23 protein-coding genes are annotated in these 25,123 nt (G+C 55.9%); 6 read left to right on the top strand and 17 right to left on the bottom strand.

The annotated features are described in order from the left end of the window. Window positions 1-647: 647 nt before the first annotated feature. Window positions 648-4,535 carry a phosphoribosylformylglycinamidine synthase gene (purL, locus tag ACESQ2_RS20105; RefSeq protein WP_373171158.1) on the bottom strand — a complete coding sequence of 1,296 codons (3,888 nt, stop codon included), beginning with the start codon at window positions 4,533-4,535 and terminating at the stop codon, window positions 648-650. A gap of 174 nt (window positions 4,536-4,709) precedes the next feature. Here purL and mltF point away from each other — a divergent pair, with 174 nt between their 5' ends. Continuing rightward, window positions 4,710-6,326 carry a membrane-bound lytic murein transglycosylase MltF gene (gene mltF, locus ACESQ2_RS20100; protein WP_014839219.1) on the top strand — a complete coding sequence of 539 codons (1,617 nt, stop codon included), beginning with the start codon at window positions 4,710-4,712 and terminating at the stop codon, window positions 6,324-6,326. On the opposite strand, the gene tadA is transcribed toward mltF, so the two are convergent. Further along, window positions 6,323-6,829 (bottom strand): tRNA adenosine(34) deaminase TadA, encoded by a 507-nt coding sequence (gene tadA / locus ACESQ2_RS20095; RefSeq protein ID WP_014230397.1) that lies wholly within the window; start codon window positions 6,827-6,829, stop codon window positions 6,323-6,325. The two genes, mltF and tadA, sit on opposite strands and share 4 nt — an antisense overlap. Before the next feature lie 58 nt (window positions 6,830-6,887). Then, a complete protein-coding gene (gene yfhb / locus ACESQ2_RS20090) occupies window positions 6,888-7,523 on the bottom strand; it encodes a phosphatidylglycerophosphatase C (protein ID WP_004853258.1) in 636 nt (211 codons plus the stop codon). Between the two features lie 209 nt (window positions 7,524-7,732). On the opposite strand from yfhb, the gene ACESQ2_RS20085 reads away from it, so the two are divergent. Further along, window positions 7,733-8,581, top strand: coding sequence for a MurR/RpiR family transcriptional regulator (locus ACESQ2_RS20085; protein ID WP_014230398.1), 849 nt, complete (start codon window positions 7,733-7,735; stop codon window positions 8,579-8,581). Window positions 8,582-8,747: 166 nt separating this feature from the next. Next, window positions 8,748-9,008: a YfhL family 4Fe-4S dicluster ferredoxin gene (locus ACESQ2_RS20080; protein WP_004114478.1), complete on the top strand. Its 261-nt coding sequence runs from the start codon at window positions 8,748-8,750 to the stop codon at window positions 9,006-9,008. Between the two features lie 46 nt (window positions 9,009-9,054). Here ACESQ2_RS20080 and acpS read toward each other — a convergent pair whose 3' ends face one another. The 11 genes from acpS to rpoE form a co-directional block, all read right to left on the bottom strand. Further along, on the bottom strand, window positions 9,055-9,435 hold the full coding sequence (acpS, locus tag ACESQ2_RS20075; RefSeq protein WP_014230399.1) for a holo-ACP synthase: 381 nt from the start codon (window positions 9,433-9,435) through the stop codon (window positions 9,055-9,057). After that, window positions 9,435-10,166, bottom strand: a complete 732-nt coding sequence (gene pdxJ / locus ACESQ2_RS20070) for a pyridoxine 5'-phosphate synthase (protein WP_014230400.1) — start codon at window positions 10,164-10,166, stop codon at window positions 9,435-9,437. The genes acpS and pdxJ overlap by 1 nt, the downstream gene beginning before the upstream one ends. Before the next feature lie 11 nt (window positions 10,167-10,177). Then, complete coding sequence (gene recO / locus ACESQ2_RS20065) at window positions 10,178-10,915, bottom strand: DNA repair protein RecO (protein ID WP_004853269.1); 738 nt, start codon at window positions 10,913-10,915, stop codon at window positions 10,178-10,180. 198 nt (window positions 10,916-11,113) lie between these two features. Continuing rightward, window positions 11,114-12,019 carry a GTPase Era gene (era, locus tag ACESQ2_RS20060; RefSeq protein ID WP_004104571.1) on the bottom strand — a complete coding sequence of 302 codons (906 nt, stop codon included), beginning with the start codon at window positions 12,017-12,019 and terminating at the stop codon, window positions 11,114-11,116. Beyond that, complete coding sequence (rnc, locus tag ACESQ2_RS20055; RefSeq protein ID WP_004104573.1) at window positions 12,016-12,696, bottom strand: ribonuclease III; 681 nt, start codon at window positions 12,694-12,696, stop codon at window positions 12,016-12,018. The genes era and rnc overlap by 4 nt, the downstream gene beginning before the upstream one ends. 226 nt (window positions 12,697-12,922) lie before the next feature. Beyond that, entirely contained in the window at window positions 12,923-13,897 is a 975-nt protein-coding gene (lepB, locus tag ACESQ2_RS20050) for a signal peptidase I (protein WP_025106581.1), read from the bottom strand. A 15-nt stretch (window positions 13,898-13,912) separates the two neighbouring features. Further along, the gene (gene lepA / locus ACESQ2_RS20045) at window positions 13,913-15,712 is read right to left on the bottom strand and encodes a translation elongation factor 4 (protein WP_004853275.1); all 1,800 of its coding nucleotides are present in this window, start codon (window positions 15,710-15,712) and stop codon (window positions 13,913-13,915) included. 185 nt (window positions 15,713-15,897) lie between these two features. Further along, entirely contained in the window at window positions 15,898-16,377 is a 480-nt protein-coding gene (rseC, locus tag ACESQ2_RS20040; protein ID WP_014230402.1) for a SoxR-reducing system protein RseC, read from the bottom strand. Further along, complete coding sequence (gene rseB, locus ACESQ2_RS20035) at window positions 16,374-17,330, bottom strand: sigma-E factor regulatory protein RseB (RefSeq protein ID WP_004853278.1); 957 nt, start codon at window positions 17,328-17,330, stop codon at window positions 16,374-16,376. Before rseB ends, rseC begins: the two co-directional genes overlap by 4 nt. Beyond that, complete coding sequence (gene rseA / locus ACESQ2_RS20030; protein WP_004853279.1) at window positions 17,330-17,980, bottom strand: anti-sigma-E factor RseA; 651 nt, start codon at window positions 17,978-17,980, stop codon at window positions 17,330-17,332. Before rseA ends, rseB begins: the two co-directional genes overlap by 1 nt. 32 nt (window positions 17,981-18,012) lie before the next feature. Continuing rightward, the gene (gene rpoE, locus ACESQ2_RS20025) at window positions 18,013-18,588 is read right to left on the bottom strand and encodes an RNA polymerase sigma factor RpoE (RefSeq protein ID WP_004104583.1); all 576 of its coding nucleotides are present in this window, start codon (window positions 18,586-18,588) and stop codon (window positions 18,013-18,015) included. A gap of 424 nt (window positions 18,589-19,012) precedes the next feature. Here rpoE and nadB point away from each other — a divergent pair, with 424 nt between their 5' ends. Continuing rightward, window positions 19,013-20,632 carry an L-aspartate oxidase gene (gene nadB, locus ACESQ2_RS20020; RefSeq protein ID WP_049069708.1) on the top strand — a complete coding sequence of 540 codons (1,620 nt, stop codon included), beginning with the start codon at window positions 19,013-19,015 and terminating at the stop codon, window positions 20,630-20,632. On the opposite strand, the gene ACESQ2_RS20015 is transcribed toward nadB, so the two are convergent. Continuing rightward, the gene (locus tag ACESQ2_RS20015) at window positions 20,617-21,357 is read right to left on the bottom strand and encodes a tRNA1(Val) (adenine(37)-N6)-methyltransferase (RefSeq protein ID WP_014839225.1); all 741 of its coding nucleotides are present in this window, start codon (window positions 21,355-21,357) and stop codon (window positions 20,617-20,619) included. The genes nadB and ACESQ2_RS20015 overlap by 16 nt on opposite strands. 132 nt (window positions 21,358-21,489) lie before the next feature. Between ACESQ2_RS20015 and srmB the strand changes: the two genes are divergently transcribed. Then, window positions 21,490-22,821 carry an ATP-dependent RNA helicase SrmB gene (gene srmB / locus ACESQ2_RS20010; protein ID WP_046878269.1) on the top strand — a complete coding sequence of 444 codons (1,332 nt, stop codon included), beginning with the start codon at window positions 21,490-21,492 and terminating at the stop codon, window positions 22,819-22,821. Between the two features lie 45 nt (window positions 22,822-22,866). Here the strand turns inward: srmB and grcA are convergent, their stop codons facing one another. Beyond that, window positions 22,867-23,250 carry an autonomous glycyl radical cofactor GrcA gene (gene grcA, locus ACESQ2_RS20005; protein ID WP_004104596.1) on the bottom strand — a complete coding sequence of 128 codons (384 nt, stop codon included), beginning with the start codon at window positions 23,248-23,250 and terminating at the stop codon, window positions 22,867-22,869. Window positions 23,251-23,561: 311 nt separating this feature from the next. Between grcA and ung the strand changes: the two genes are divergently transcribed. Continuing rightward, a complete protein-coding gene (gene ung, locus ACESQ2_RS20000; RefSeq protein WP_014230405.1) occupies window positions 23,562-24,251 on the top strand; it encodes a uracil-DNA glycosylase in 690 nt (229 codons plus the stop codon). 44 nt (window positions 24,252-24,295) lie between these two features. On the opposite strand, the gene ACESQ2_RS19995 is transcribed toward ung, so the two are convergent. Then, window positions 24,296-25,123 (bottom strand): IS4 family transposase (locus tag ACESQ2_RS19995; RefSeq protein WP_373171154.1); only part of this gene is annotated, 828 nt, incomplete at its 5' end.

Here is a 25,123-nt window from a genome sequence, read left to right as displayed (position 1 = left end):
CACTACGATGCTACCTGAATATACCCAATATACTCTATGGATTTTGAGTTACAGGAAGGCGGCAAAGCTGAGAATCCCCGGGAGCTTACTCAAGTAAGTGACCGGGGTGAACAGATGCGGCCAACGCACCTGTAGCACAAAAGACGACGAGTATAATAAAGCCAGGCTACGGGAGCCTGGCTTTATTAAGCAATGAGGCGGTGCCTTACTCGACGTTTCGCCCGATGACTGATAAAGCGGAGCTGTTATCAGGAGTTGGACGGCAGGCACCTGTTTGTGCGTCATTCGAAGTTTATGTAGCGCGTCCCGAAGGGGCTGACATAAGAAGGTGAATGAGCCACTGGTTATAATTATGCACGAACTATGCCACATTTCAAAACATCTTATTAACACAATGAAATATAATACCTTTTTACTATTCATGGGCATGAATGATGATGGTCGGTTTTCGCGCAAAGTGTCGCTGATTAGCAACAACGGATGAATGGTTTAGCAATGCTATTATAAATCAATATGTTAAGTGTCACCTTTTGACGACACCGCTATAGCGCGTTTGTCGGCGATCCCCGACACCTGCTGTCGATACGCCTCACCAATAAAAAAGCCCCCTGCGCGGGCAGGAGGCTTAATGCGATTTGTGAGCGGTTTTAGCCCAGCTGTTTACGCGCGTTGCGGAAAATACGCATCCACGGGCTGTCTTCGCCCCAGTTTTCCGGATGCCAGGAGTTCGACACGGTGCGGAACACGCGTTCCGGGTGCGGCATCATGATGGTCGCGCGCCCGCTTTCGCTGGTCACCGCGGTGATACCGTTCGGCGAACCGTTCGGGTTAGCCGGATAGTTTTCCGTCACCTTACCAGCGTTGTCGACGAAGCGCAGCGCCACCAGGCCTTTACTTTCCAGCTGCGCCAGATGCGCGCCATCGCGAACTTCCACCTGCCCTTCACCGTGGGATACGGCAATCGGCATCATTGACCCCACCATCCCCTGCAGCAGCAGAGACGGGCTCTGGGTCACTTCAACCAGGCTGAAGCGGGCTTCAAAGCGGTCGGACTGGTTACGCACAAAGCGCGGCCACAGCTCGCTGCCCGGGATGAGCTCGCGCAGGTTAGACATCATCTGGCAGCCGTTGCACACGCCCAGCGCCAGGGTTTGCGGACGATGGAAGAAGGTGGCAAATTCGTCGCGAACCCGCTCATTGAACAGAATCGATTTCGCCCAGCCCTCACCCGCGCCTAAAACGTCACCGTAGGAGAAGCCGCCGCAGGCCACCAGCGCCTGGAAGTCAGCAAGACCGGTACGGCCCGCCAGCAGGTCGCTCATGTGCACGTCGATGGCATCAAAGCCCGCGCGATGGAACGCCGCGGCCATTTCTACATGGGAGTTCACGCCCTGCTCGCGCAGCACCGCAACCTTCGGACGCGCGCCGGTGGCAATATAAGGCGCAGCGATATCCTCATTGATATCGAAGGAGAGCTTCACGTTGAGGCCCGGATCGGCATCGTTGGCTTTCGCCTCGTGCTCCTGGTCGGCGCACTCCGGGTTATCGCGCAGACGCTGCATTTGCCAGGTGGTTTCTGCCCACCACATGCGCAGCGTTGTGCGGCTTTCGCTGAATACCGGATGACCGTCGGCCTCGATGACAAAGCAATCGCCCGTCGTGGCCTGGCCAAGATAGTGAACGCAATCCGCCAGACCATGAGCGGCCAGCAGCGCTTCCACCGCCTGGCGGTCGGCGGCACGAACCTGAATCACCCCGCCAAGCTCCTCGTTAAACAGCGCGGCCAGACGATCCTCGCCGAGCGCGGCGATATCAACCTTGACGCCGCAGTGGCCGGTAAAGGCCATCTCGGCCAGCGTGACCAGCAGACCGCCGTCAGACCGGTCGTGCCACGCCAGCAGCTTACCTTCGGCCACCAGCGCCTGCATTGCGTCCCAGAAGCCTTTCAGCTGCGCGACATCGCGCACGTCGGCGGTCACATCGCCAAGCTGACGATAAACCTGCGCCAGCGCGGTCGCGCCCAGCGCATTGTTCCCCTTGCCTAAATCAATCAGCAGCAGGGCGTTGTCTTCAGTCACGAGCTGTGGGGTGACGGTACGGCGTACGTCTTCCACGCGGGCAAAGGCGGAAATCACCAGCGACAGCGGAGAGGTCATCTCGCGCTGTTCAGAGCCTTCCTGCCAGCGGGTTTTCATCGACATGGAGTCTTTACCCACCGGAATGGTCAGTCCCAGGGCCGGACAGAGCTCTTCGCCAACCGCTTTTACCGCTTCATATAAACCGGCGTCTTCGCCCGGGTGACCGGCTGCGGCCATCCAGTTTGCCGACAGCTTCACGCGATTGAGCGCGCCAATCTGCGTCGCCGCGATGTTGGTCAGCGCCTCGCCGACCGCCAGACGGGCGGAAGCGGCAAAGTCCAGCAGCGCCACCGGCGCGCGCTCGCCAATAGACATGGCTTCGCCATAGTAGCTGTCGAGACTGGCGGTGGTCACCGCGCAGTTAGCCACCGGGATCTGCCACGGACCCACCATCTGATCGCGCGCCACCATACCGGTGACGGTACGGTCGCCGATGGTGACGAGGAAGGTTTTCTCCGCCACGGTCGGCAGGTGCAGCACGCGATTCACCGCGTCGGCAATAGTGATTCCCTGGCGTTCCAGACTCTGGCCCTGGGCTTTGAGCGTCTGCACGTCGCGGGTCATTTTCGGCGTTTTGCCCAGCAGCACGTCAAGCGGCAGGTCGATCGGGCGATCGTCAAAGTGAGTATCGTCGAGGCTCAGATGCAGCGCTTCGGTCGCTTCGCCAATCACCGCATACGGCGCGCGTTCGCGGCGGCACAGCTCATCAAACAGCGGCAGCTGCTCCGGCGCGACCGCCAGCACATAACGTTCCTGCGATTCGTTACACCAGATCTCCAGCGGGCTCATGCCCGGCTCATCGCTGAGGATATCGCGCAGCTGGAATTTACCGCCGCGTCCGCCGTCGCTGACCAGTTCAGGCATCGCGTTCGACAGACCGCCGGCGCCGACGTCGTGGATAAACAGAATCGGGTTAGCGTCGCCCAGCTGCCAGCAGCGGTCTATAACTTCCTGGCAACGACGTTCCATTTCCGGGTTGTCGCGCTGTACGGAGGCGAAATCGAGATCGGCATCGGACTGGCCGGAAGCCATTGAAGAGGCCGCGCCGCCGCCAAGACCGATGTTCATCGCCGGACCGCCGAGAACAATCAGCTTCGCGCCGACGACGATCTCGCCCTTCTGCACGTGTTCGCCGCGAATGTTGCCGATACCGCCCGCCAGCATAATGGGCTTGTGATAGCCGCGCAGCTCTTCGCCGTTGTGGCTGCTCACTTTCTCTTCATAGGTACGGAAGTAACCGTTGAGCGCCGGACGACCAAATTCGTTGTTAAACGCCGCGCCGCCCAGCGGGCCTTCGGTCATGATATCCAGCGCGGTGACGATACGCTCCGGCTTACCGAAATCCTCTTCCCACGGCTGCTCAAACCCCGGAATACGCAGGTTGGAAACCGAGAAGCCCACCAGACCCGCTTTCGGCTTCGCGCCGCGCCCGGTGGCGCCTTCATCGCGAATTTCGCCGCCGGAACCGGTCGCCGCGCCCGGCCACGGAGAGATCGCCGTCGGGTGGTTATGGGTTTCGACCTTCATCAGAATATGCGCGTCTTCCTGGTGGAAGTCGTAGCGGCCGGTTTCGTGGTCGGCGAAGTAGCGCCCCACGGCTGAACCTTCCATTACCGCGGCGTTGTCTTTATAAGCAGACAGCACGTAGTCCGGGGTTTTCTCGAAGGTGTTTTTGATCATTTTAAACAGCGACTTCGGCTGCTTTTCGCCATCAATGACCCAGTCGGCGTTAAAAATCTTGTGTCGGCAGTGCTCGGAGTTAGCCTGCGCGAACATATAGAGTTCGATATCGTTCGGGTTGCGACCCAGCTTCTGGAAAGCATCCTGCAGATAGTCGATTTCATCATCCGCCAGCGCCAGCCCCAGACGGAGGTTGGCGTCAATCAGCGCCTGACGGCCCAGGCCCAGCAGATCAACGCTGGTGACCGGGGTTGGCTGATGGTGGGCGAAGAGTTTTTCACCCTCTTCCAGCGCGCCAAAGACGCTTTCCATCATGCGGTCATGCAGTTCGGCCGCCACCTGCGACCACTGTTCGTCATTCAGGCTGCTCGCTTCGACGTAATACGCCACGCCGCGCTCCAGGCGCAAAACCTGTGACAGGCCGCAGTTATGGGCGATGTCGGTAGCTTTAGAAGACCAGGGAGAGATGGTGCCGGGACGGGGGGTAACGAGCAGTAGCTTGCCGGTCGGGGTATGGCTGCTTAAGTTCGGGCCATACTTGAGCAATCTTGCCAGGCTCTCGCGATCGTCGCCGCTGAGCGGGGCGCTGAGGTCGGCAAAATGAACGTACTCGGCATAAATGGTGCTGACCGGAAGGTTGGCCGCCTGGAAACGTGCCAGCAGTTTATTGATACGGAATGCCGACAGTGCAGGTGAACCACGCAAAATTTCCATCATAAGTCTCTCGTCTTCGAAGCTTTCATGGTGAGCCAGGGGGGAAACGGGCGCCATTATAGTGAATCCTGCGCCCCGACGAAACCGTTTGCGTAGAAATAAAATGATTGCCGGGGTTTATCAATTAATGTGACTCATCTCGCGAATAAGTTGCCAACTGGCGCATTCTTAAGCAAAATGCCGCTCATTCCAGGACAACCTTTTACTTTTTCTGGTCATAATCTGCTGAGGAACGCGAAGCTGCAGAAGATTAACTATCTGAAAAAACTAAAGATTAATTATCTGCTCATCGGCATTGTGACCCTCCTGCTGGCGGCTGCCCTGTGGCCGTCTCTCCCGTGGATGGGAAAACCAGAAAACCGCGTGGCGGGGATCATGGCGCGCGGAGAACTGCGAATCAGCACCATTAATTCGCCGATGACCTTCGCGACCATCAATGACAAGACCTACGGTTTTGATTATGAGCTGGCGCAGCAGTTTGCCGACTACCTCGGCGTCGAGCTCAAAGTCACCGTCAGGCAGAATATCAGCCAGCTATTCGACGACCTCGATGAAGGCAAAGCCGACATGCTGGCAGCCGGGCTGGTCTACAACTCCGAGCGGGTGAAAAACTATCAGGTCGGGCCGACCTACTATTCCGTTTCGCAACAGCTGGTGTATCGCAAAGGCAACCTGCGTCCGCGCACCCTGGCAAACATCACCGCCGCGCAGCTGGCCATCGCTCCCGGACACGTGGCGATTAACGATCTCCAGGCATTGAAAAAGCAAAAATATCCCGACCTTGAGTGGCACGTGGACGATAAGCGCGGCACGACGGCGCTGATGCAGGCGGTTATCGATGGCAAACTCGACTATACCGTCGCTGATTCGGTCGCCGTCAGTCTGTTCCAGCGCGTCCACCCGGAGCTGGCCGTCGCCCTCGATATCAGCGACGAACAGCCGGTCACCTGGTTTAGCGAAAAAGGTGAAGATAATTCCCTGCCGGCGGCAATGCTCGATTTCTTCAATAACATTAACGAAGATGGCACCCTGGCGAGGCTGGAGGAGAAATACCTCGGCCACGGCAACGATTTTGACTACGTTGACACCCGCACCTTCCTGCGCGCCGTGGAGAGCGTTCTACCTGACCTGCAGCCGATGTTTGAAAAATACGCCCGACAGATAGACTGGCGGCTGCTGGCGGCTATCTCATGGCAGGAATCGCACTGGGATCCGCAGGCTACCTCTCCGACGGGCGTTCGCGGGATAATGATGTTGACCCGCAATACGGCGCAAAGCCTGGGCCTGACCGATCGCACCGACGCCGAGCAAAGCCTCGACGGCGGCATGCGTTATTTACAGGACATGATGAATAAAGTGCCGGAGTCGGTCCCACAGGACGAACGCATCTGGTTTGCGCTGGCGGCTTATAATATGGGCTACGCGCACATGCTTGACGCGATGGCGCTGACCAAAAAGCAGAAAGGCAACCCGAATAGCTGGGCGGATGTGAAGCAGCGTCTGCCGTTGCTAAGCCAGAAAAACTACTACAGCCGACTGAAGTACGGCTTTGCACGCGGGCACGAAGCCTACGCCTACGTCGAAAATATCCGCAAATATCATATTAGCCTCGTGGGCTATCTCTCTGAAAAAGAGAAAAAAGACGCGCAGATGGCGGCCTTAGGCGAACACTATCCGGCGGTCATGCCGGATGAGCTGGATAAAGAAGAGCAGTACACCAGGTCCTTTTTTAACTTTCGCGCCGAAACGCTGGTCGATAACGCAAAATTAAAAATCCCCGGAATGGGGCATTAATCCTGCGCCTGTTGGCCAGCTCGCTTTAGCGCTTTTTTCTCTTCCCGCCGCCAGCGGAAGAAATCGCTCAGCATGCCGGAACAGGCCTCCGCCATAACACCTTCCGCTATTTCTACCCGATGGTTCATGCCCGGATGATGCAGCACATCAATCAGCGACCCGGCGGCGCCGGTTTTCGCATCCCTGGCGCCAAACACCAGCCGGGAAATACGGCTGTGCACCATTGCGCCGGCGCACATCACGCAGGGTTCGAGAGTAACGTACAGCGTTGCGTCAATCAGGCGATAGTTTTGCAACACTAGCCCGCCCTGACGCAGCGCCATAATCTCGGCGTGCGCGGTGGGATCGTGGCGGCCGATGGGCCGGTTCCAGCCCTCGCCGATGACCTGATGATTATGCACCAGCACGGCGCCGACCGGCACCTCGCCCTCTTCCCAGGCGCGTTTGGCCAGCGTCAGGGCGTGACGCATCCAGTATTCATCATTTAATTCATGGTCAGACAAAGCGGGCACTCCTGCAGAAAAGCGGGGCGCATTATACATGGGCGCTATGTATTACACACTATTCTAACTGCTGAAGATCGCCCTGCGGCGTCACCCGCCAGCGGTGCTGGCAAAAAGAGAGCAGCGGGTTGTCCTGCTCGCTGTCGCTGTAGCCGCTATACAAGCGCAGCGGTGCGCCGATCTTTTGTTCCAGCTGCGTCACTTTTTCATTACCGAGACAGCGCAGGGTTAACCCCCAACCGCCGTAGCGTCGCTCCATTCGGCTGGCGATCAGATTCACCCGCGGCAGCCAGGCGGTATCAAAATAGACCTGTTCAACCAGCGACTGCGGCGAACCGGTGATCAGCCAGACGTCAGCGTCCGTGCTGGTCAGATAATGTTTAAGCCGCGCCTGAACAACCGGGAATGCCGTGACGTGCTGGCGAAACCAGCGAACAAAATTGGCCTCCAGGCGTTTAAGCTGCTGCTCGCTGCGCCCGAAGGTTGATGCCCAGAGCAGCAGGCTCATCGGCCAGCGCGCGGCGCGACCGTATAACATCAGTCCGGCCGCGATAACCGGCAATAAAGGAAGCAGCAGCAGCGCGTTCAGCGGCTGATGGCGCAGGGCATAGCGCAAAAAGCTGCCGAACATATCCTGCTGATGCAAGGTTCCATCCAGATCAAAGAAAACCACTCTCCGCGTGCTGCTATTCAAAACCCACTCCCCTGAACGATCGCATGATAACCAATAGCTTAACAGCCTTACGTCGCCAATAGCGAAAACATACGCTGCTGTTGAATCCGTATTAAGAAAACGTCTTTGCCGAGAAATCTTAGGCACAGAATTTTTAATTCGCGATAATCCTCTTATAATCGAATACAAAATTCTTTCAGCCGAGGGTGAAGCTGTCCTCCGGAGCCGCTATGAACTGTTTGACCCGTATTCGCCAGCGCTATCCGACGTTGGCCGCAAGCGATAAAAAACTGGCCGATTTCATTCTGGCTCAACCGGATCAAACCCGCCACCTCAGCTCGCAGCAGCTGGCGGGCGAAGCCGGCGTCAGCCAGTCAAGCGTAGTGAAATTTGCGCAGAAGATGGGGTTCAAAGGCTTCCCGGCGTTAAAGCTGGCGTTGAGCGAAGCCCTGGCAAGCGCGCCGACTCCGCAATCCGTACCGGTGCATAACCAGATTCGCGGCGACGATCCCCTGCGCCTGGTTGGCGAAAAGCTGATTAAAGATAACGTCGCGGCCATGCACGCCTCGCTGGACGTCAACACCGAAGAGAAGCTGCTGGAAGCCGTCACGCTGTTGCGCCACGCCCGTCGGGTCATCATTACCGGCATCGGCGCGTCGGGCCTGGTGGCGAGAAACTTTAGCTGGAAGCTGATGAAAATCGGCATTAACGCGGTATCAGAACAGGATATGCACGCCCTGCTGGCGACGGTACAGGCGATGTCTCCGGACGATCTGCTGCTGGCCATCTCCTATTCCGGTGAACGACGCGAGATCAATATGGCGGCCGGTGAAGCGCTGCGGGTAGGAAGCCAGATCCTGGCGATCACCGGCTTTAACCCCAACGCGCTTCAGCAGCAGGCAACGCTGTGCCTGTACACCATTGCGGAAGAGCAGGCCACGCGTAGCGCCGCGATCTCCTCCACCAGCGCGCAAATGATGTTGACCGATCTACTGTTTATGGGGCTGGTGCAGCAGGATCTTGAGCACGCTCCGGAGCGGATTCGCCATAGCGAAGCGCTGGTGAAAAAGCTGGTGTAACCCCGAGTGCCCTGCCCGCTGTCAAAAGCACACTCTCTCTTATTGGCTCAGGCCGGGCAAAATTTCTCCGCTGCGGATGGTCGCCCCGCGGTGGAAAAGAGCTGGCCCGGGCGAAAAATGGGCGTATAATGCCCGCCCTGTTTGTGTTGTTTCTGAGAATTTCCTGATGGCGCTGTTAATCACCAAAAAATGCATCAACTGCGATATGTGCGAGCCGGAGTGCCCGAATGAGGCGATATCCATGGGTGATAGCATTTATGAAATTAACAGCGATCGCTGCACCGAATGCGTTGGCCACTATGATACGCCGACCTGCCAGAAGGTGTGCCCGATCCCAAATACCATTCTGAAAGATCCGGCCCATAACGAAAATGAAGAGCAGCTGTGGGATAAGTTTGTCCTGCTGCACCACGCGGACAAACTGTGATATTGCCGGATGGCGGCGTTAACCGACCTCTCCGGCCTGTAACACTCTAGCTTTCGATAATCACCGTGGCGCAGGCATAGTGACGCTCGTCGGCCAGCGTCACGTGAATGCTGCTTACGCCCATACGCTCGGCCAGACTCTTCGCTTCGCCCCACAATCGCAGCTTTGGCTTACCCAGCTCGTCGTTGTAAACCTCAAACTGATTAAACGCCAGCCCATTGCGGATGCCGGTGCCAAGCGCCTTGGCCGCCGCTTCTTTAACGGCGAAACGCTTGGCCAGAAAACGGACCGGCTGCTGATGCTGTTCCCATATCGCCCACTCGCTATCGCTCAGGACGCGACGCGCCAGACGATCGCCGCTGCGGGCAATTACCGCTTCAATACGGGCAATTTCTACAATATCAGTACCCAGTCCGAGAATGGCCATCAGGCGCGCGCTTCCTGCATCAAACGCTTCATTTCCGCCACCGCCTCTTTCAGGCCGCTCATCACCGCACGGCCAATGATCGCGTGGCCGATGTTCAGCTCGTGCATTTCCGGCAGCGCGGCAATGGCCTTCACGTTATGGTAGGTCAAACCGTGACCGGCATTAACCTTCAGCCCCAGGCTGGCGGCATAGGTCGCCGCTTTGGCAATACGCTCCAGCTCTTTTGCCTGCTCAGCGTCAGTTTGCGCATCAGCGTAGCATCCGGTGTGAATTTCGATATAAGGCGCGCCAACGTCCGCTGCGGCCTTAATTTGCGCGTTGTCCGCGTCAATAAACAGCGAAACCAGGATACCGGCATCGGCAAGGCGTTTACAGGCGTCGCGCATTTTGTCGAGCTGGCCCGCCACGTCCAGTCCACCTTCGGTGGTCACTTCCTGACGTTTTTCCGGCACCAGGCAGCAAAAATGGGGCTGAGTCTCACAGGCAATCTTCAGCATCTCTTCCGTCACCGCCATCTCAAGGTTCATGCGGGTATCCAGCGTCTGGCGCAAAATACGGACATCGCGATCGGTAATATGGCGACGATCTTCGCGCAGATGGACGGTAATACCGTCAGCGCCGGCCTGCTCGGCGATAAAGGCCGCCTGGACCGGATCCGGATAAGCGGTACCGCGAGCGTTGCGTAATGTCGCAATGTGGTCAATATTGACCCCCAACAGTAATTCAGCCATGACAATCCTCGTTAATCGTTATTTGTTTTATCGGCTCGCGCTGCCCGCGCGGGCAAAAACTGACGAAAAAGCTCGCGACTTTTAAGCGGCTTCCCGCCCAGATAGGGCTTCAGGGCGATACGGGTGAAACGCTTTGCCGCGCGCAGCGCATCGCTGTCCGGAAATTCACGGCTCGCCAGCGCCTTAAGATGGTGCCCGGTAAAGGTGTTGTTATCAATAACCACGCTGGCGATAAAGCCTTTTTCTTCACGGTAGCGATAGGTCATTGCGTCGTCAACCGCTTCTCCGCTGCCGGCGCAGTGCAGGAAATCCACGCCATATCCCAGATGCCCCAGCAGCGCCAGTTCAAAACGCCGTAGCGCCGGTTCCGGCGAGCCGCTTGCGCCAGCCAGAGACTGGATACAGTGCAAATAATCGAAGAAGAGTTCGGAAAAGCGCGTTTCGTGCTCAAGCACGCGAGAGAGAAGCTCGTTGACGTAAAGGCCGCTGTAGAGCGTGATGCCGCTGAGAGGGAGCGCCAGCGAGACGGCTTCCGCGCTGCGCAGCGTTTTGACTTCGCCGCGCCCGCCAAAGCGAAGCAGTAAGGGAGTAAAAGGCTGAAGCGCGCCTTTGAGGTTAGAACGTTTGGAACGTGCGCCTTTAGCCACAAGGCGCACGCGGCCGGATTCTTCCGTGAAGACGTCCAGCATCAGGCTGGTTTCGCTCCAGGGACGGCTATGCAGTACGAAAGCGCGTTGCCAGCCTTCCATCATACTCGTCGTCTTTCAAGCCGCAGGTGCGTTGGCTGCGCCCACTCACCCCAGTCACTTACTGAAGTAAGCTCCCGGGGACTCGCGGTCTTGCCGCGTGACTCAGCCTCTGGCCTCGCTCCTTCGCAGCCAGCGCAAGCGCTGTTCAAAACACTTTGTGTTTTGTCCTGCACCTCGAAAGCCATAGAGTATCCAAACTTAGAGATCGTCGCCGTAACCGAGACTGCGCAGCGCGCGTTCGTCATCAGCCCAGCCGGACTTCACTTTCACCCACAGTTCGAGGTGAACCGGCGCTTCAAACATATCCTGCATGTCTTTACGCGCTTCGATACCGATGGTTTTGATTTTGGCCCCTTTGTTGCCAATCACCATCTTCTTCTGCCCTTCACGCTCAACCAAAATCAGACCGTTGATATCGTAGCCGCCGCGCTCGTTGGTTACAAAACGTTCGATTTCCACGGTAACGGAATACGGCAGTTCAGCGCCGAGGAAACGCATCAGCTTTTCACGAATGATCTCGGAAGCCATAAAGCGCTGAGAGCGGTCGGTGATGTAATCTTCCGGGAAGTGATGAATCGCTTCCGGCAGATGCTTACGCACGATACCGGCGATGGTATCAACGTTCAGCCCCGTTTCCGCGGAAATCGGCACGATATCAAGGAAGTTCATCTGGCTGCCAAGGAACTGCAGGTGCGGCAGAAGATCGGCTTTTTCCTGTACGTTATCGACTTTGTTGACCGCCAGAATCACCGGCGCTTTACCATCGCGCAGCTTATTGAGCACCATCTCGTCGTCCGGCGTCCAGCGGGTACCTTCAACGACGAAAATAACTAGCTCAACGTCGCCAATGGAGCTGCTTGCCGCTTTGTTCATCAGACGGTTAATCGCGCGTTTTTCTTCCATATGCAGGCCCGGGGTATCGACGTAGATCGCCTGATACGGACCTTCAGTATGAATACCAACGATGCGGTGACGCGTCGTCTGCGCTTTTCGGGAAGTGATCGAGATCTTCTGCCCGAGCAGCTTGTTCAGCAATGTGGATTTGCCCACGTTTGGACGACCAACGATGGCAATAAATCCGCAGTAGTTCTTTTCTTCGCTCATTCCAGCTCCAGCTTTTTCAGCGCCTGTTCGGCGGCAGCCTGCTCCGCCTTGCGACGGCTAGAACCCGTGCCAACCACCGGTTCACTCAGGCCGCTAACCTGGCAGTGGATAGTAAATTCCTGATCGTGCGCTTCACCGCGAACCTGTACCACCAGGTAAGACGGCAGCGGCAGATGGCGCCCCTGCAAATACTCCTGCAAGCGCGTCTTCGGATCTTTTTGCTTGTCACCCGGGCTGATTTCATCCAGACGACTCTGGTACCAGGAGAGAATAAGGCGCTCAACGTTCTGAATATCGCTGTCGAGGAAAATCCCGCCGATTAACGCTTCAACGGTGTCCGCCAGTATAGATTCACGGCGAAAGCCCCCGCTTTTCAGTTCACCCGGCCCAAGACGCAGACATTCACCTAATTCGAACTCGCGGGCAATTTCTGCCAGCGTGTTGCCTCGTACCAGGGTCGCGCGCATGCGGCTCATATCGCCTTCGTCTACCCGAGGGAAACGATGATAGAGCGCGTTCGCGATCACAAAGCTCAATATTGAGTCGCCTAAAAATTCCAGGCGCTCATTATGTTTGCTGCTGGCACTGCGGTGAGTTAATGCCTGTTGCAACAGCTCCTGATGATGAAAAGTGTAGCCCAGCTTCCGTTGAAGCCGATTAATTACGATGGGGTTCATGCGTTACCAATAGATGAATGCGTCAAAAATGCAGCACACGAAACCGACCTGAGTAAAAACCAACGCGGTTTCGTGTGCTGTGTCAATCTTACGAGAGACAACCTAAAACTTCGGGGGGATATTCTATACGCAACGACAAGGGATGTCGTTAGTTTGAATAGATTTAAATTTTAAATAATTCACGCTGCCGTTATTGCGTCGGCAGCGTGAATAAAGCAGGAAAAATTTACTGGATACCACCGATACGCGATAAACGTACGCCGGTAGGCCATTCGCCTTCCTGTTTTTCGAAACTCATCCAGATTGCGGTTGCTTTACCCACCAGATTCGCTTCCGGCACAAAGCCCCAATAACGGCTATCGGCGCTGTTATCGCGGTTGTCACCCATCATAAAATACTGCCCCGGCGGGACAATCCAGGTCGCCAGCGGCAGACCGGACTGATGGTAATACATCCCCACCTGGTCCTGAGCAATCGGTACGGTCAATATACGGTGGGTCACTTCGCCCAGCGTCTCTTTACGTTCGGTCAGACGGATGCCATCGGCTTTCGTCTCGCCTTTCGGCAGTTGCCAGAAACCGCTGGTCGCTTCGCCGCCGTTGCTGCGGGAGAAGGTCTGTACGAAATCGCTCGGCTCAACGTTGGAGTAAGTGACCGGCAGCGCATTGCCGCAGGCCTGGCCAGAACTACAGCCCGGCTGGATAGTGACCTGCTTGGCAATCGGATCGTAAGTCACTTTATCACCCGGTAAACCGACCGCACGCTTGATATAATCCAGGCGCGGATCTTGCGGATATTTAAAGACGACAATATCGCCGCGCTTCGGATGTCCGGTTTCGATCAGCGTCTTCTGGTAAATCGGATCTTTAATGCCGTAGGCAAACTTCTCAACCAGAATAAAATCGCCGATCAGCAGCGTCGGCATCATCGAGCCGGAGGGGATCTGGAAGGGCTCATAAATGAATGAGCGAACCACCAGCACAATCGCCAGTACCGGAAAGATTGACGCGCCGGTTTCCAGCCAGCCCGGTTTCGGGCCGACCTTTTTCAGCGTTTTCTTGTCCAACTGGTCGCCGGTCGCCGCCTGCGCAGCGGCCTGACTTTCGCGACGTTTTGGCGCAAAGATAAACTTATCCAGGCACCACAACAGACCCGTCACCACAGTAGCGATGACCAGGATCAGGGCAAACATGTTCGCCATGCCAACTCCTTAGGGTTATTTGCCGTCTTTACCAACGTGCAGAATGGCGAGGAACGCTTCCTGCGGAAGCTCAACGTTACCGACCTGCTTCATGCGTTTCTTACCGTCTTTCTGCTTCTGCAGCAGCTTTTTCTTACGGCTGACGTCGCCGCCATAGCATTTCGCCAGAACGTTTTTACGCAGCTGTTTTACGGTAGAGCGGGCAATAATATGGTTGCCGATGGCAGCCTGGATAGCGATATCGAACTGCTGACGCGGGATCAGCTCTTTCATCTTCTCTACCAGTTCGCGGCCGCGGTACGGCGCATTGTCGTTATGCGTGATCAGCGCCAGCGCATCCACGCGCTCGCCGTTAATCAACACATCCACACGCACCATGTTGGAAGCCTGGAAGCGCTTGAAGTTGTAGTCCAGCGACGCATAGCCGCGGGAGGTAGACTTCAGTCGGTCGAAGAAGTCGAGCACCACTTCCGCCATCGGGATTTCATAGGTCAGCGCAACCTGATTGCCGTGGTAGACCATGTTGGTCTGTACGCCGCGTTTTTCGATACACAGGGTGATGACGTTGCCCAAAAACTCCTGCGGCAGCAGCATGTGACACTCCGCGATCGGCTCGCGCAGCTCCTGAATATTGTTCAGCGGCGGCAGCTTGGACGGGCTGTCGACGTAGATAACCTCTTTCGAGGTGGTTTCGACTTCATAGACTACCGTCGGCGCCGTGGTGATCAGATCCAGATCGTATTCACGCTCCAGGCGCTCCTGGATGATCTCCATATGCAGAAGACCCAGGAAGCCGCAGCGGAAACCGAAGCCCAGCGCCGTAGAGCTTTCCGGCTCATAGAACAGAGAAGCATCGTTGAGGCTCAGTTTGCCCAGCGCGTCGCGGAAGTTTTCATAATCATCGGAGCTGACCGGGAACAGGCCGGCATAGACCTGCGGTTTCACCTTTTTAAAGCCGGGCAGCGCTTTATCTGCCGGGTTGCGCGCAAGCGTCAGCGTATCGCCGACCGGCGCGCCGAGGATGTCTTTAATGGCGCAAACCAGCCAGCCTACCTCGCCGCATTTCAGCTCGGTACGGTCCACCTGCTTCGGCGTGAAGATGCCCAGACGATCGGCGTTATACACCTGCCCGGTACTCATCACCTTAATTTTATCGCCTTTGCGCATGGTGCCGTTTTTGATACGCACCAGAGAAACGACGCCGAGGTAGTTATCAAACCAGGAGTCGATAATCAGAGCCTGCAGCGGCGCTTCCGGATCGCCTTCCGGCGGCGGAATATCGCGCACCAGGCGCTCCAGCACGTCCGGTACGCCAACGCCGGTCTTCGCTGAACAGCGCACCGCATCGGTGGCATCAATACCAACGATGTCTTCAATCTCTTCCGCTACGCGTTCCGGATCGGCTGCGGGCAGGTCGATTTTGTTCAGGACCGGTACGACTTCAAGGTCCATTTCCATCGCCGTATAGCAGTTAGCCAGCGTCTGGGCTTCGACGCCCTGGCCGGCATCAACCACCAGCAAAGCGCCTTCACAGGCGGCAAGCGAACGAGAAACTTCATAAGAGAAGTCGACGTGGCCGGGGGTGTCGATAAAGTTCAGCTGATAGGTTTCGCCATCAGTTGCTTTGTAATCCAGGGTGACGCTCTGCGCCTTGATAGTGATACCGCGCTCACGTTCAAGATCCATGGAGTCCAGAACCTGGGCTGCCATTTCACGATCGGAAAGGCCACCGCAAATCTGGATAATACGGTCAGACAATGTCGACTTACCGTGGTCGATGTGAGCGATGATTGAAAAGTTACGTATATTCTTCATATTTAGAGTTAATTATGCCTTACGCGAATCATGAGGCCGCTGTTCTGTGCCTGACGTTTTTTAATCCGAAAACGCCGCATTCTACACTACATCCACGAAACCAGGAAATGCTCTTACCGCTAGCATAACCGGAGTAAATGATGAGTTCTTGCGGGAGTTGTAAATAAAGATAAGGGCCAGTGAAATCACTGACCCAGCTGGGAGGAAGGCGTCTCGATGCGGACTAAATCTGGCGGTAAACCGACGCTGATAATAACCGGCTGCCACGACTGCCGGGAGGCTAAGCCAGGCGAAAGACCGCGAGCGACCAGAAACCCGCCAACGCCGCCCAAAATTGCCCCGCAAAGCGAGGCAAAGTCGTTGGCAAACAGCACCTGGAATATCGATGCCATCACGAACAAGCCGACTAACGGCGCCATATAAACCAATACCGCTGACCCGAGCAGGCTGCTTTCGGCAATGCCCAGTTCGACTTTTTGCCCGGCCGACAGCGGCTGTTCGCAGGGGACGCTAAGGGTATGGCTGGTTTGCGGCCCAAGCTTATTCAGCACCCGGCTTCCGCAACCGGCGCGAGAAGCACAGCTGCTGCAGGAGGCTTTCACATCGCAGTGCACCAGCGCAACGCCATTTTGCCAGGAAACGACCGTCGCCCACTCTTTAATCATTGTACTGCCCTGAATTTAATACTATCGGAAATACGCTTCGCCGTTTGCGGCGGCAGTTCGCCAACGATGGTTATCTCTGCGTTATCACGCACGGTAGTCGCCACGGTACGACGGCCGGTACGCAGCAGCTGATCGCTACTATTTGCCGTGGCGCGATTGATATTGACAGAGAAACTAAACAGCCCATCGGAATACAAACGGGACTCTACCGGGCCATCGAAAGTGGGCAGACGACGCTGGCTGCTGGAGACTTCGGCCACGCCCTGCGGCAGCCAGGTCGGCGCCCAGTTAAAGTTGGCCTTATTACCCCCTTCCGGCACCGACAGCTGCGGAGGCAGGTTAGCCTTAGACAGGGTTTCCATACTGGCGCTAACGTTATCGCCAACGTTGAACGAGACGACGCGGAACTGCTCAAGCGTTTCGCCGTCGCGATCAAGCAGATCAACGCGCAGAGGCAGCTTAGTTTCAGCATCTAACCATGCGATATAGCTATAGCGGGTGCCATCGCGAGCCACGACGCGCACAACATCACATAAACGATCGGCAATACGCGTCCGCCCCACGGAAATGAAGTCGTAATAGGATGACAGACGTTTAAAGTCGGAGTAGACCAATGAAGGCAGCGAATCAACGATATAGTCGCCGTTCAGGGTGAAAGGATCGAGTCCGGGCTCAAAATAGCTGATTTCCGTTCCGCGCAGCACCACTTCCCGACGCGGCCCGTCAAGCTGGAGCAGCTGTGCCAGGGTGCGATTGTTTAGTTTAGCGTGTCGATAACGCAGCGACTCAACACCCTGCTTGTTGATGCTGACGAAAGAGAGCTCGTAATTAAGGGACTGGCTGGCCAGGTTCATCTGCTGCAACAACGCCCCGGACGATGTATCAGCCGAGGCGTTGACGGAGAAGAACAGGCTGCCTGCCATGAGCGACATGGCACACCAAAGTTGCTTCATTACTGCGATTGTGTTCCTAAAGTTTGATAGCCCGGCACCTGAACAGCGGCTTGCTGAGTCTGGGCCTGGCCAAACTGAAGCTGTTCCGCATGCAGGCGACGCTGCAATTCATAGTCCTGCAGCATAGCATTAATTCTGCGGCGCTGTTCCTGCACCTGAGCCTGCTGACCGCTACCTGCCGAAGCATCCGCCGGCACGCCCAGGCTGACCGGGCTGGCCTTACCCATCATCGGCATGGTGTTAAACACCGGCGCCTCTGGCTGCTGGGATGAATCAGACTGGCCATTATACTGCTGAACGCCGACAATCACAGCAAGGGATACGCACGCGGCAACGCCCATCTGGGTAAGCGAGCTGGCCCACGGGCGTACTTTTTGCCAGAAAGGCATCTGACGCCACTGGTGCGGTGCGGGCTGAGATTCAGGAATTAGAGGAACCGTCTGACGAACGGGCTCGTTTTCAATGGCGGCCATGACGCGAGCTGAGATATCAAAATGGAGCACCTCACTCGTATCGCCTCGCAGCGTATCGCGGATGAGATGGTAGCTCTCCCAGGTTTTTTGCATTTCAGATGAACGCTCCAGCTCGTTGAGCAGTTCGTTATCCAGCGTTTCACCATCCATTAAGGCCGAAAGTTTTTCTTTCTGCATGCCTGATACCCTTTTCCAGTATTCCGCTATCGTCAACGCCTGATTAGCGGTTGAACTTTATTATCAATAGCTTCTCGCGCCCGGAAGATGCGCGAACGCACTGTGCCCACCGGACAATCCATGATGGCGGCTATTTCTTCATAGCTCATGCCATCCAGCTCCCGCAAGGTAATTGCCATGCGTAAATCTTCCGGAAGCGATTCAATGGTACGAAAAACTATTTGTCTCAGCTCTTCTGACAACATTAAGTTCTCAGGGTTCGAAATTTCTTTCAATGCCCCGCCACTTTCGAAGTTTTCAGCATCATTCGCATCAACATCGCTGGATGGCGGACGGCGTCCCTGAGCAACCAGATAATTCTTCGCCGTGTTTACGGCGATGCGATATAACCAGGTGTAAAAAGCGCTATCCCCCCGGAAAGAATCCAGCGCACGCCATGCTTTAACGAACGATTCCTGAACAACGTCAGCGATATCGCCCGGCGGCACGTAGCGGGAGACCAGACTTGCAACCTTATGCTGATAGCGCACCACCAGCAGGTTAAATGCTTTCTGATCTCCTTTCTGGACCCGTTCAACGAGGACCTGATCCGTTAACTGCTCGCTCATCCGAGGTAATGTCTCCCCAAACCCAATTCCCATGCGTATTCAAAAACACCACCCAATTACTGCATCAAGTGAGCAAGCAGAGGGTTGGAGTGTCTGAAAACAATAAAGTTCCGTTACGCCTTTGTTTTTCGTCCGGCACCGGCTGACGGATTGTTATCTCTCATTATATGTCCCGGTCGCTAAACGATATGTAAGATAATAAGAAAAAGCGCAAGACCCGCCAGAAGGGTAACGTAACCCGGCTTTTATTTCACTATAAAATCTGAAGCTCACGAGCCGCTTCGCAAAACCTTTTTTCCATTTACAGCCCGCCTCATTACGCCGTTATGTTTAGTCCTCACAACGCGGAGTAAAAAAAATGTACGATTTCTCGCTGGCTGGTGCTATTGTTCGCTTATTGTGTTTAGTAAATTAAACAAAGGCCATGAAAACAACTTCCGATTCCTCCTGTGATGTGCTGATTATTGGCAGCGGCGCTGCCGGATTATCCCTTGCCTTACGCCTGGCGGAACGCTGCGCGGTCACGGTTCTCAGCAAAGGCCCTATCAGTGAAGGTTCTACTTTCTACGCTCAGGGCGGTATTGCCGCCGTATTTGATGAAACCGATAGCGTTGAATCGCACATCGAGGATACGTTGATAGCCGGAGCGGGTCTTTGCGATCGCCATGCGGTCTCATTCGTGGCGAGCAACGCTAAACCCTGCGTTCAGTGGCTAATCGATCAGGGCGTGCTGTTTGATACTCAGGTTCAGGCGAACGGCGAAGAGGGCTACCATCTGACCCGCGAGGGAGGTCACAGCCACCGCAGAATTCTCCACGCCGCCGATGCGACCGGTAAAGCCGTTGAGACTACCCTGGTGAGCCAGGCGCTGGCCCACCCAAATATCCGCATACTGGAACGCAGTAACGCCGTTGACCTTATTATCTCCGATAAAATCGGCCTGCCCGGCACGCGCCGGGTGGTGGGCGCGTGGATCTGGAATCGTAATAAAGAAGCGGTTGAAACCTGTAGCGCAAAGGCCGTGGTGCTGGCTACCGGCGGCGCGGCTAAAGTTTATCAATATACGACGAATCCTGACGTCTCTTCCGGCGATGGTATCGCGATGGCCTGGCGTGCCGGCTGCCGGGTCGCCAACCTCGAATTTAATCAGTTCCACCCAACCGCGCTGTACCATCCGCAAGCGCGCAACTTCCTGCTGACGGAAGCGCTGCGCGGCGAGGGCGCGCTGTTGAAACGCCCTGACGGCACGCGGTTTATGCCGGACTTTGACGAGCGCGGCGAGCTGGCTCCGCGCGATATCGTCGCCAGAGCCATCGATCATGAGATGAAGCGCCTTGGCGCTGACTGCATGTATCTGGATATCAGCCATAAACCGGCAGAATTTATTCGCCACCACTTCCCGATGATCTACGAGAAGCTGCTGGGGCTGGGCATCGATCTGACAAAAGAAGCGGTGCCCGTGGTTCCTGCCGCGCACTACACCTGCGGCGGCGTCATGGTTGACGATCACGGGCGCACCGACGTCGACGGGCTGTATGCCATCGGCGAAGTAAGCTATACCGGATTACACGGCGCTAACCGGATGGCATCAAACTCGTTGCTTGAGTGCCTCGTCTACGGGTGGTCCGCCGCCGAAGATATCGTTAAGCGTCTGCCGTTCGCGCAGGCGGTCAATGAACTGCCATCATGGGACGAAAGCCAGGTTGAAATACCTGATGAACTGGTCGTGATTCAGCACAACTGGCATGAGCTGCGCTTGCTGATGTGGGATTATGTCGGCATCGTGCGCACCACCCGCCGTCTTGAGCGCGCCCTGCGCCGCATTACTATGCTGCAGCAGGAACTGGACGAATACTACGCCCGCTTCCGCGTCTCCAATAATTTACTGGAGCTGCGAAACCTGGTGCAGGTTGCCGAGCTGATTGTGCGCTGCGCCATGCTGCGTAAAGAGAGCCGCGGGCTTCACTATACGCTGGACTATCCTGACCAGTTGCCGGAGAGCGGGCCGTCGGTGCTCTCGCCGCTGGCTCACATAAAAAGATAAAAGTCCTGGGTCAGAGCGGTAAATCCTTCGGAATACTGCTGCTCTGGCCCACGGATGACCAATCTGTCGCTAAAGCACTCCTCCCCCGCCGTCGGCGAAAAAGCCAACAGAACCCGATGCGGCGGGCGCACTTCCGTTTCCGCCACGTCGGTACGCAGACGCAGATGCCAGCCCATATTCTGCGCCCGCTGCACAAAGGCGTTACCAATGTCGACCGGAAGCACGACGCAGAAAAACCCCTCCTCCGTAATAAGCTCGGCGGCGCAGGTTAATAATGTTGCGTGATCGAGGGAGGAGGTATAGCGAGCCTGCTCGCGCTGCGAGGTGGCGCAAGGTACGCCTTCAGCGAAAAAAGGCGGATTGCTGACAATCAGCTCATAGCGCCGGGTTTGCTGCGGCTGCCATTGCTGAATATCCGCCTGATGAATCTGCAGGCGCTCGGCCCAGGGTGAATCCGCGGCGTTTTCTCGCGCCTGTTCTGCCGCTTCTTCATCCAGCTCCACGGCATCCACAATCACCGCCTCGCCGGTTCGCTGCGCGAGCATCAGCGCTAACAGACCGCTGCCCGCGCCGATATCCAGCACGCGCTTAACCTGAGCGATGGGGGCCCATGCGCCGAGTAAAATGCCGTCGGTACCCACTTTCATCGCACAGCGATCGTGGGCGACAAAAAACTGCTTAAACGTAAAACCATTGCGCGGCAGCGCGAACTTCGACTGGGACATCCTCGATAACCTTGCGGGCAAAAAACTCCTGAGCTTAAGGCTATGCACAATACCGGAGAACAGATAGCCTTACAAACAGATGAACATTGCGTCCGTAACGTCTATAATCGGCGGTCCACTCAGAGGTAGATCATGACTGTAACGACTTTTTCCGAACTTGAACTCGACGAAAACCTGCTGGACGCCCTCCAGGATAAAGGTTTCACACGCCCGACAGCCATTCAGGCCGCCGCTATTCCGCCTGCGCTTGATGGCCGTGATATTCTCGGTTCAGCCCCGACCGGCACCGGTAAAACGGCGGCGTATCTCCTGCCAGCGTTGCAGCATCTGCTCGATTTTCCGCGCAAGAAGTCTGGTCCGCCGCGCATTCTTATCCTGACCCCCACGCGCGAACTGGCGATGCAGGTTGCCGACCATGCGCGTGAGCTGGCAAAACATACTCATCTGGATATCGCCACGATCACCGGCGGTGTCGCCTATATGAACCATGCCGAAGTGTTCAGCGAGAACCAGGACATCGTGGTCGCCACGACCGGTCGCCTGCTGCAATATATTAAAGAAGAAAACTTTGATTGCCGCGCCGTTGAAACGCTGATCCTTGATGAAGCGGACCGCATGCTGGACATGGGCTTCGCGCAGGATATCGAACACATTGCCGGTGAAACCCGCTGGCGTAAGCAGACCATGCTGTTCTCCGCCACCCTCGAAGGTGACGCCATTAAAGATTTTGCTGAGCGTCTGCTGGAAGAACCGGTGGAAGTCTCTGCGACCCCCTCCACCCGCGAGCGTAAAAAGATTCACCAGTGGTATTACCGCGCCGATGACGTCAAGCATAAGACCGCTCTGCTGGTCCATCTGCTAAAGCAGCCGGAAGCGACGCGTTCTATCGTCTTCGTCCGTAAGCGCGAGCGCGTGCATGAGCTGGCGGGCTGGCTGCGTGAAGCGGGTATCAACACCTGCTGGCTGGAAGGCGAGATGGTACAGGCAAAACGTAATGAAGCGATTAGCCGCCTGACCGATGGCCGTATTAACGTGTTAATCGCCACCGACGTTGCCGCGCGCGGGATCGACATCGCGGACGTCAGTCACGTTTTCAACTTCGACTTGCCGCGCACGGCCGACATCTATCTGCACCGTATCGGTCGTACCGGACGCGCGGGTAAAAAGGGAACGGCCATCTCTCTGGTCGAAGCCCACGACCATCTGCTGCTGGGTAAAATTGGCCGCTATATTGAAGAGCCGTTAAAAGCCCGCGTCATCGATGAACTGCGCCCGACCACTCGCGCACCCAGCGAGAAGCAAACCGGTAAACCTTCCAGGAAGGTTTTAGCCAAGCGTGCAGAGAAGAAAGAGAAAGAAAAAGAGAAACCGCGCGTGAAAAAACGCCATCGCGATACCAAAAACATTGGTAAGCGTCGTAAACCAAGCGCAGCGGATGCTCCGCAGAAGTCAAACGAAGAGTAAAAAAAACGCCGGGATATCCCGGCGTTTTCACATTAAAACGGAATCTTACAGGCTTTCAGTAAAAGTACGGGCGATAACGTCGCGCTGCTGTTCCGGAGTCAGAGAGTTAAAGCGTACCGCATAGCCAGACACGCGAATGGTCAGCTGCGGGTATTTTTCCGGATGTTCAACCGCGTCCAGCAGAGTTTCGCGACGCAGCACGTTAACGTTCAGGTGCTGACCGCCTTCAACGCGGACTTCAGGCTTCACGTCTACCGGGATTTCACGGTATTCGATTTCACCCAGATTGCTCACTGCAACCACGTCATCTTCAGCAAAACCGGCTTTCGCGCACAGGCAGCGGGCTTCGCCTTTTTCGCTATCCAGCAGCCAGAAAGAGTTCAGCAGGTCGTCGTTTGCAGCTTTAGTAATTTGGATACCAGTAATCATTTTATGCCTCCCAGGCAGGGTTTGTTCGATTATTGGCCTTCGCGGCCAATTGGTAAAACCATTGTTCTATGAGTGTATATATATCAGCCGTACACCCGGCATTCTTTGATTTAAATCAACAAAAACCACATCACAAAAGTGGTCATAGGCGGATATTATTGTTTTACATCAAGTTACGCCATGCCGCCCACCAAATAAATTTGTAAATTTTCAATTTTTTTTGCATAAAGAGCGTCAATCGCGTGGGGCAAATTTTGTGATGTTGAAAGATGCAGTTAAGCTATGGCAATGACACTTTGCAGGAGAGCAAAATGACCGCCCCATTAACCTGGCATGACGTGCTGGCAGAAGAGAAGCAGCAACCCTATTTTGTTAATACCCTGAAAACCGTTGCTGACGAGCGGCAATCGGGAATCACCATCTATCCCCCGCAAAAAGATGTCTTTAACGCGTTTCGTTATACTGAGCTAAGCGACGTTAAAGTGGTGATTCTCGGCCAGGATCCTTACCATGGACCCGGGCAGGCGCACGGCCTCGCCTTCTCGGTTCTACCGGGCATTCAGATCCCGCCGTCGCTGCTGAATATGTACAAGGAACTGGAAGGGACGATACCAGGCTTTCAGCGCCCAACTCACGGTTATCTCGAAAGCTGGGCGCGCCAGGGCGTGTTGCTGCTCAATACCGTATTAACGGTACGTGCCGGACAAGCGCACTCTCACGCCAGCCTCGGTTGGGAAACCTTTACCGATAAAGTCATTTCGCTGATTAACCAGCATCGGGAAGGCGTCGTCTTTCTGCTGTGGGGTTCGCATGCGCAGAAGAAAGGCGCGATAATCGATCGCCAGCGCCACTGCGTGCTCAAAGCGCCGCATCCGTCGCCCCTCTCCGCCCACCGCGGGTTCTTTGGCAGTAATCATTTCGTGCAGGCAAATCAGTGGCTGACCGAACGCGGCGAAGCGCCCATTGACTGGCTGCCCAGGCTACCGGCTGAAAGCGAATAGCTCTGAAAATGAAAATGCCAGCATTGCGCTGTAATGCCAGTCAGTTAAGCAACTGACTGGCCCTTTTTCGGGGCTGTGGGGTATCTCCAGGGTCTTTCCTTTACCACTCTCGGGAAGGCCCTTTCCCTTCTTGTCGGTAATTTTACCAACTGCCCCATGCTTTCAAGATCGCGCATCAGCTCCGGGATACGCCCTGGTGAAGCTCCCTGAAGAGTCATCAACATTCTCATTACCATTCCACATGACTCTGAGAAGCTCAGCTGATTTGGCCAGTATCCTTTCAGATGTGCCGCCATTTTAATCATCTGATATCTCACCAGGTTATAAGCCAGTAAGACGCCCCACAGTTCCTGCTCCACAAGTTCCGGCTTTTTACTTCTTAGCGTCAGCCTGCTCAGTTGCATCGTCTGTTTTATCTCCCGATATCCCAGTTCAATTTCCCAGCGATGGCTGTACAGGTCTGCCATTTCCCCACCGGGGTAACGCATGGCATCCGTCATTGACGTCAGCAGATGGCAGACTTTACCTTTGCGCGTCACGCTCAGCAGGCGGGCTGTTATCTCATTCCCCAGACCCGGCCACTTTTTTCGCGCCTGTGGGCTGGTTTTCAGCTTCACCAGATGGTCGCCTTTACCCAGTTTTCTGACCTCTTCATACTGTGCCCCCTTCCTGAGAGGAAGCATCCAGTGCCGGTGCTCTCCCGCCTGGCTCCACGCATTCAGCAGCCCCAGGGAATAATAGCCTTTATCCATTAACGTCAGCGTGTTATCTCCGGTCTGCTCTATCAGTTGCTCAGCGAGCTCATTTTCGCTGTTTTTCATCGTGCCGAAGGCCGCTGCCGTCAGCAGATGGCTGGTCAGCTCCATCTGACA

This window comes from Klebsiella sp. Q11 (assembly GCF_964241505.1).
GTDB lineage: Bacteria > Pseudomonadota > Gammaproteobacteria > Enterobacterales > Enterobacteriaceae > Klebsiella > Klebsiella michiganensis.
The sequence above is the reverse complement of the archived record's forward strand: the minus strand, read 5'-3'. Positions and strand labels throughout refer to the sequence as shown.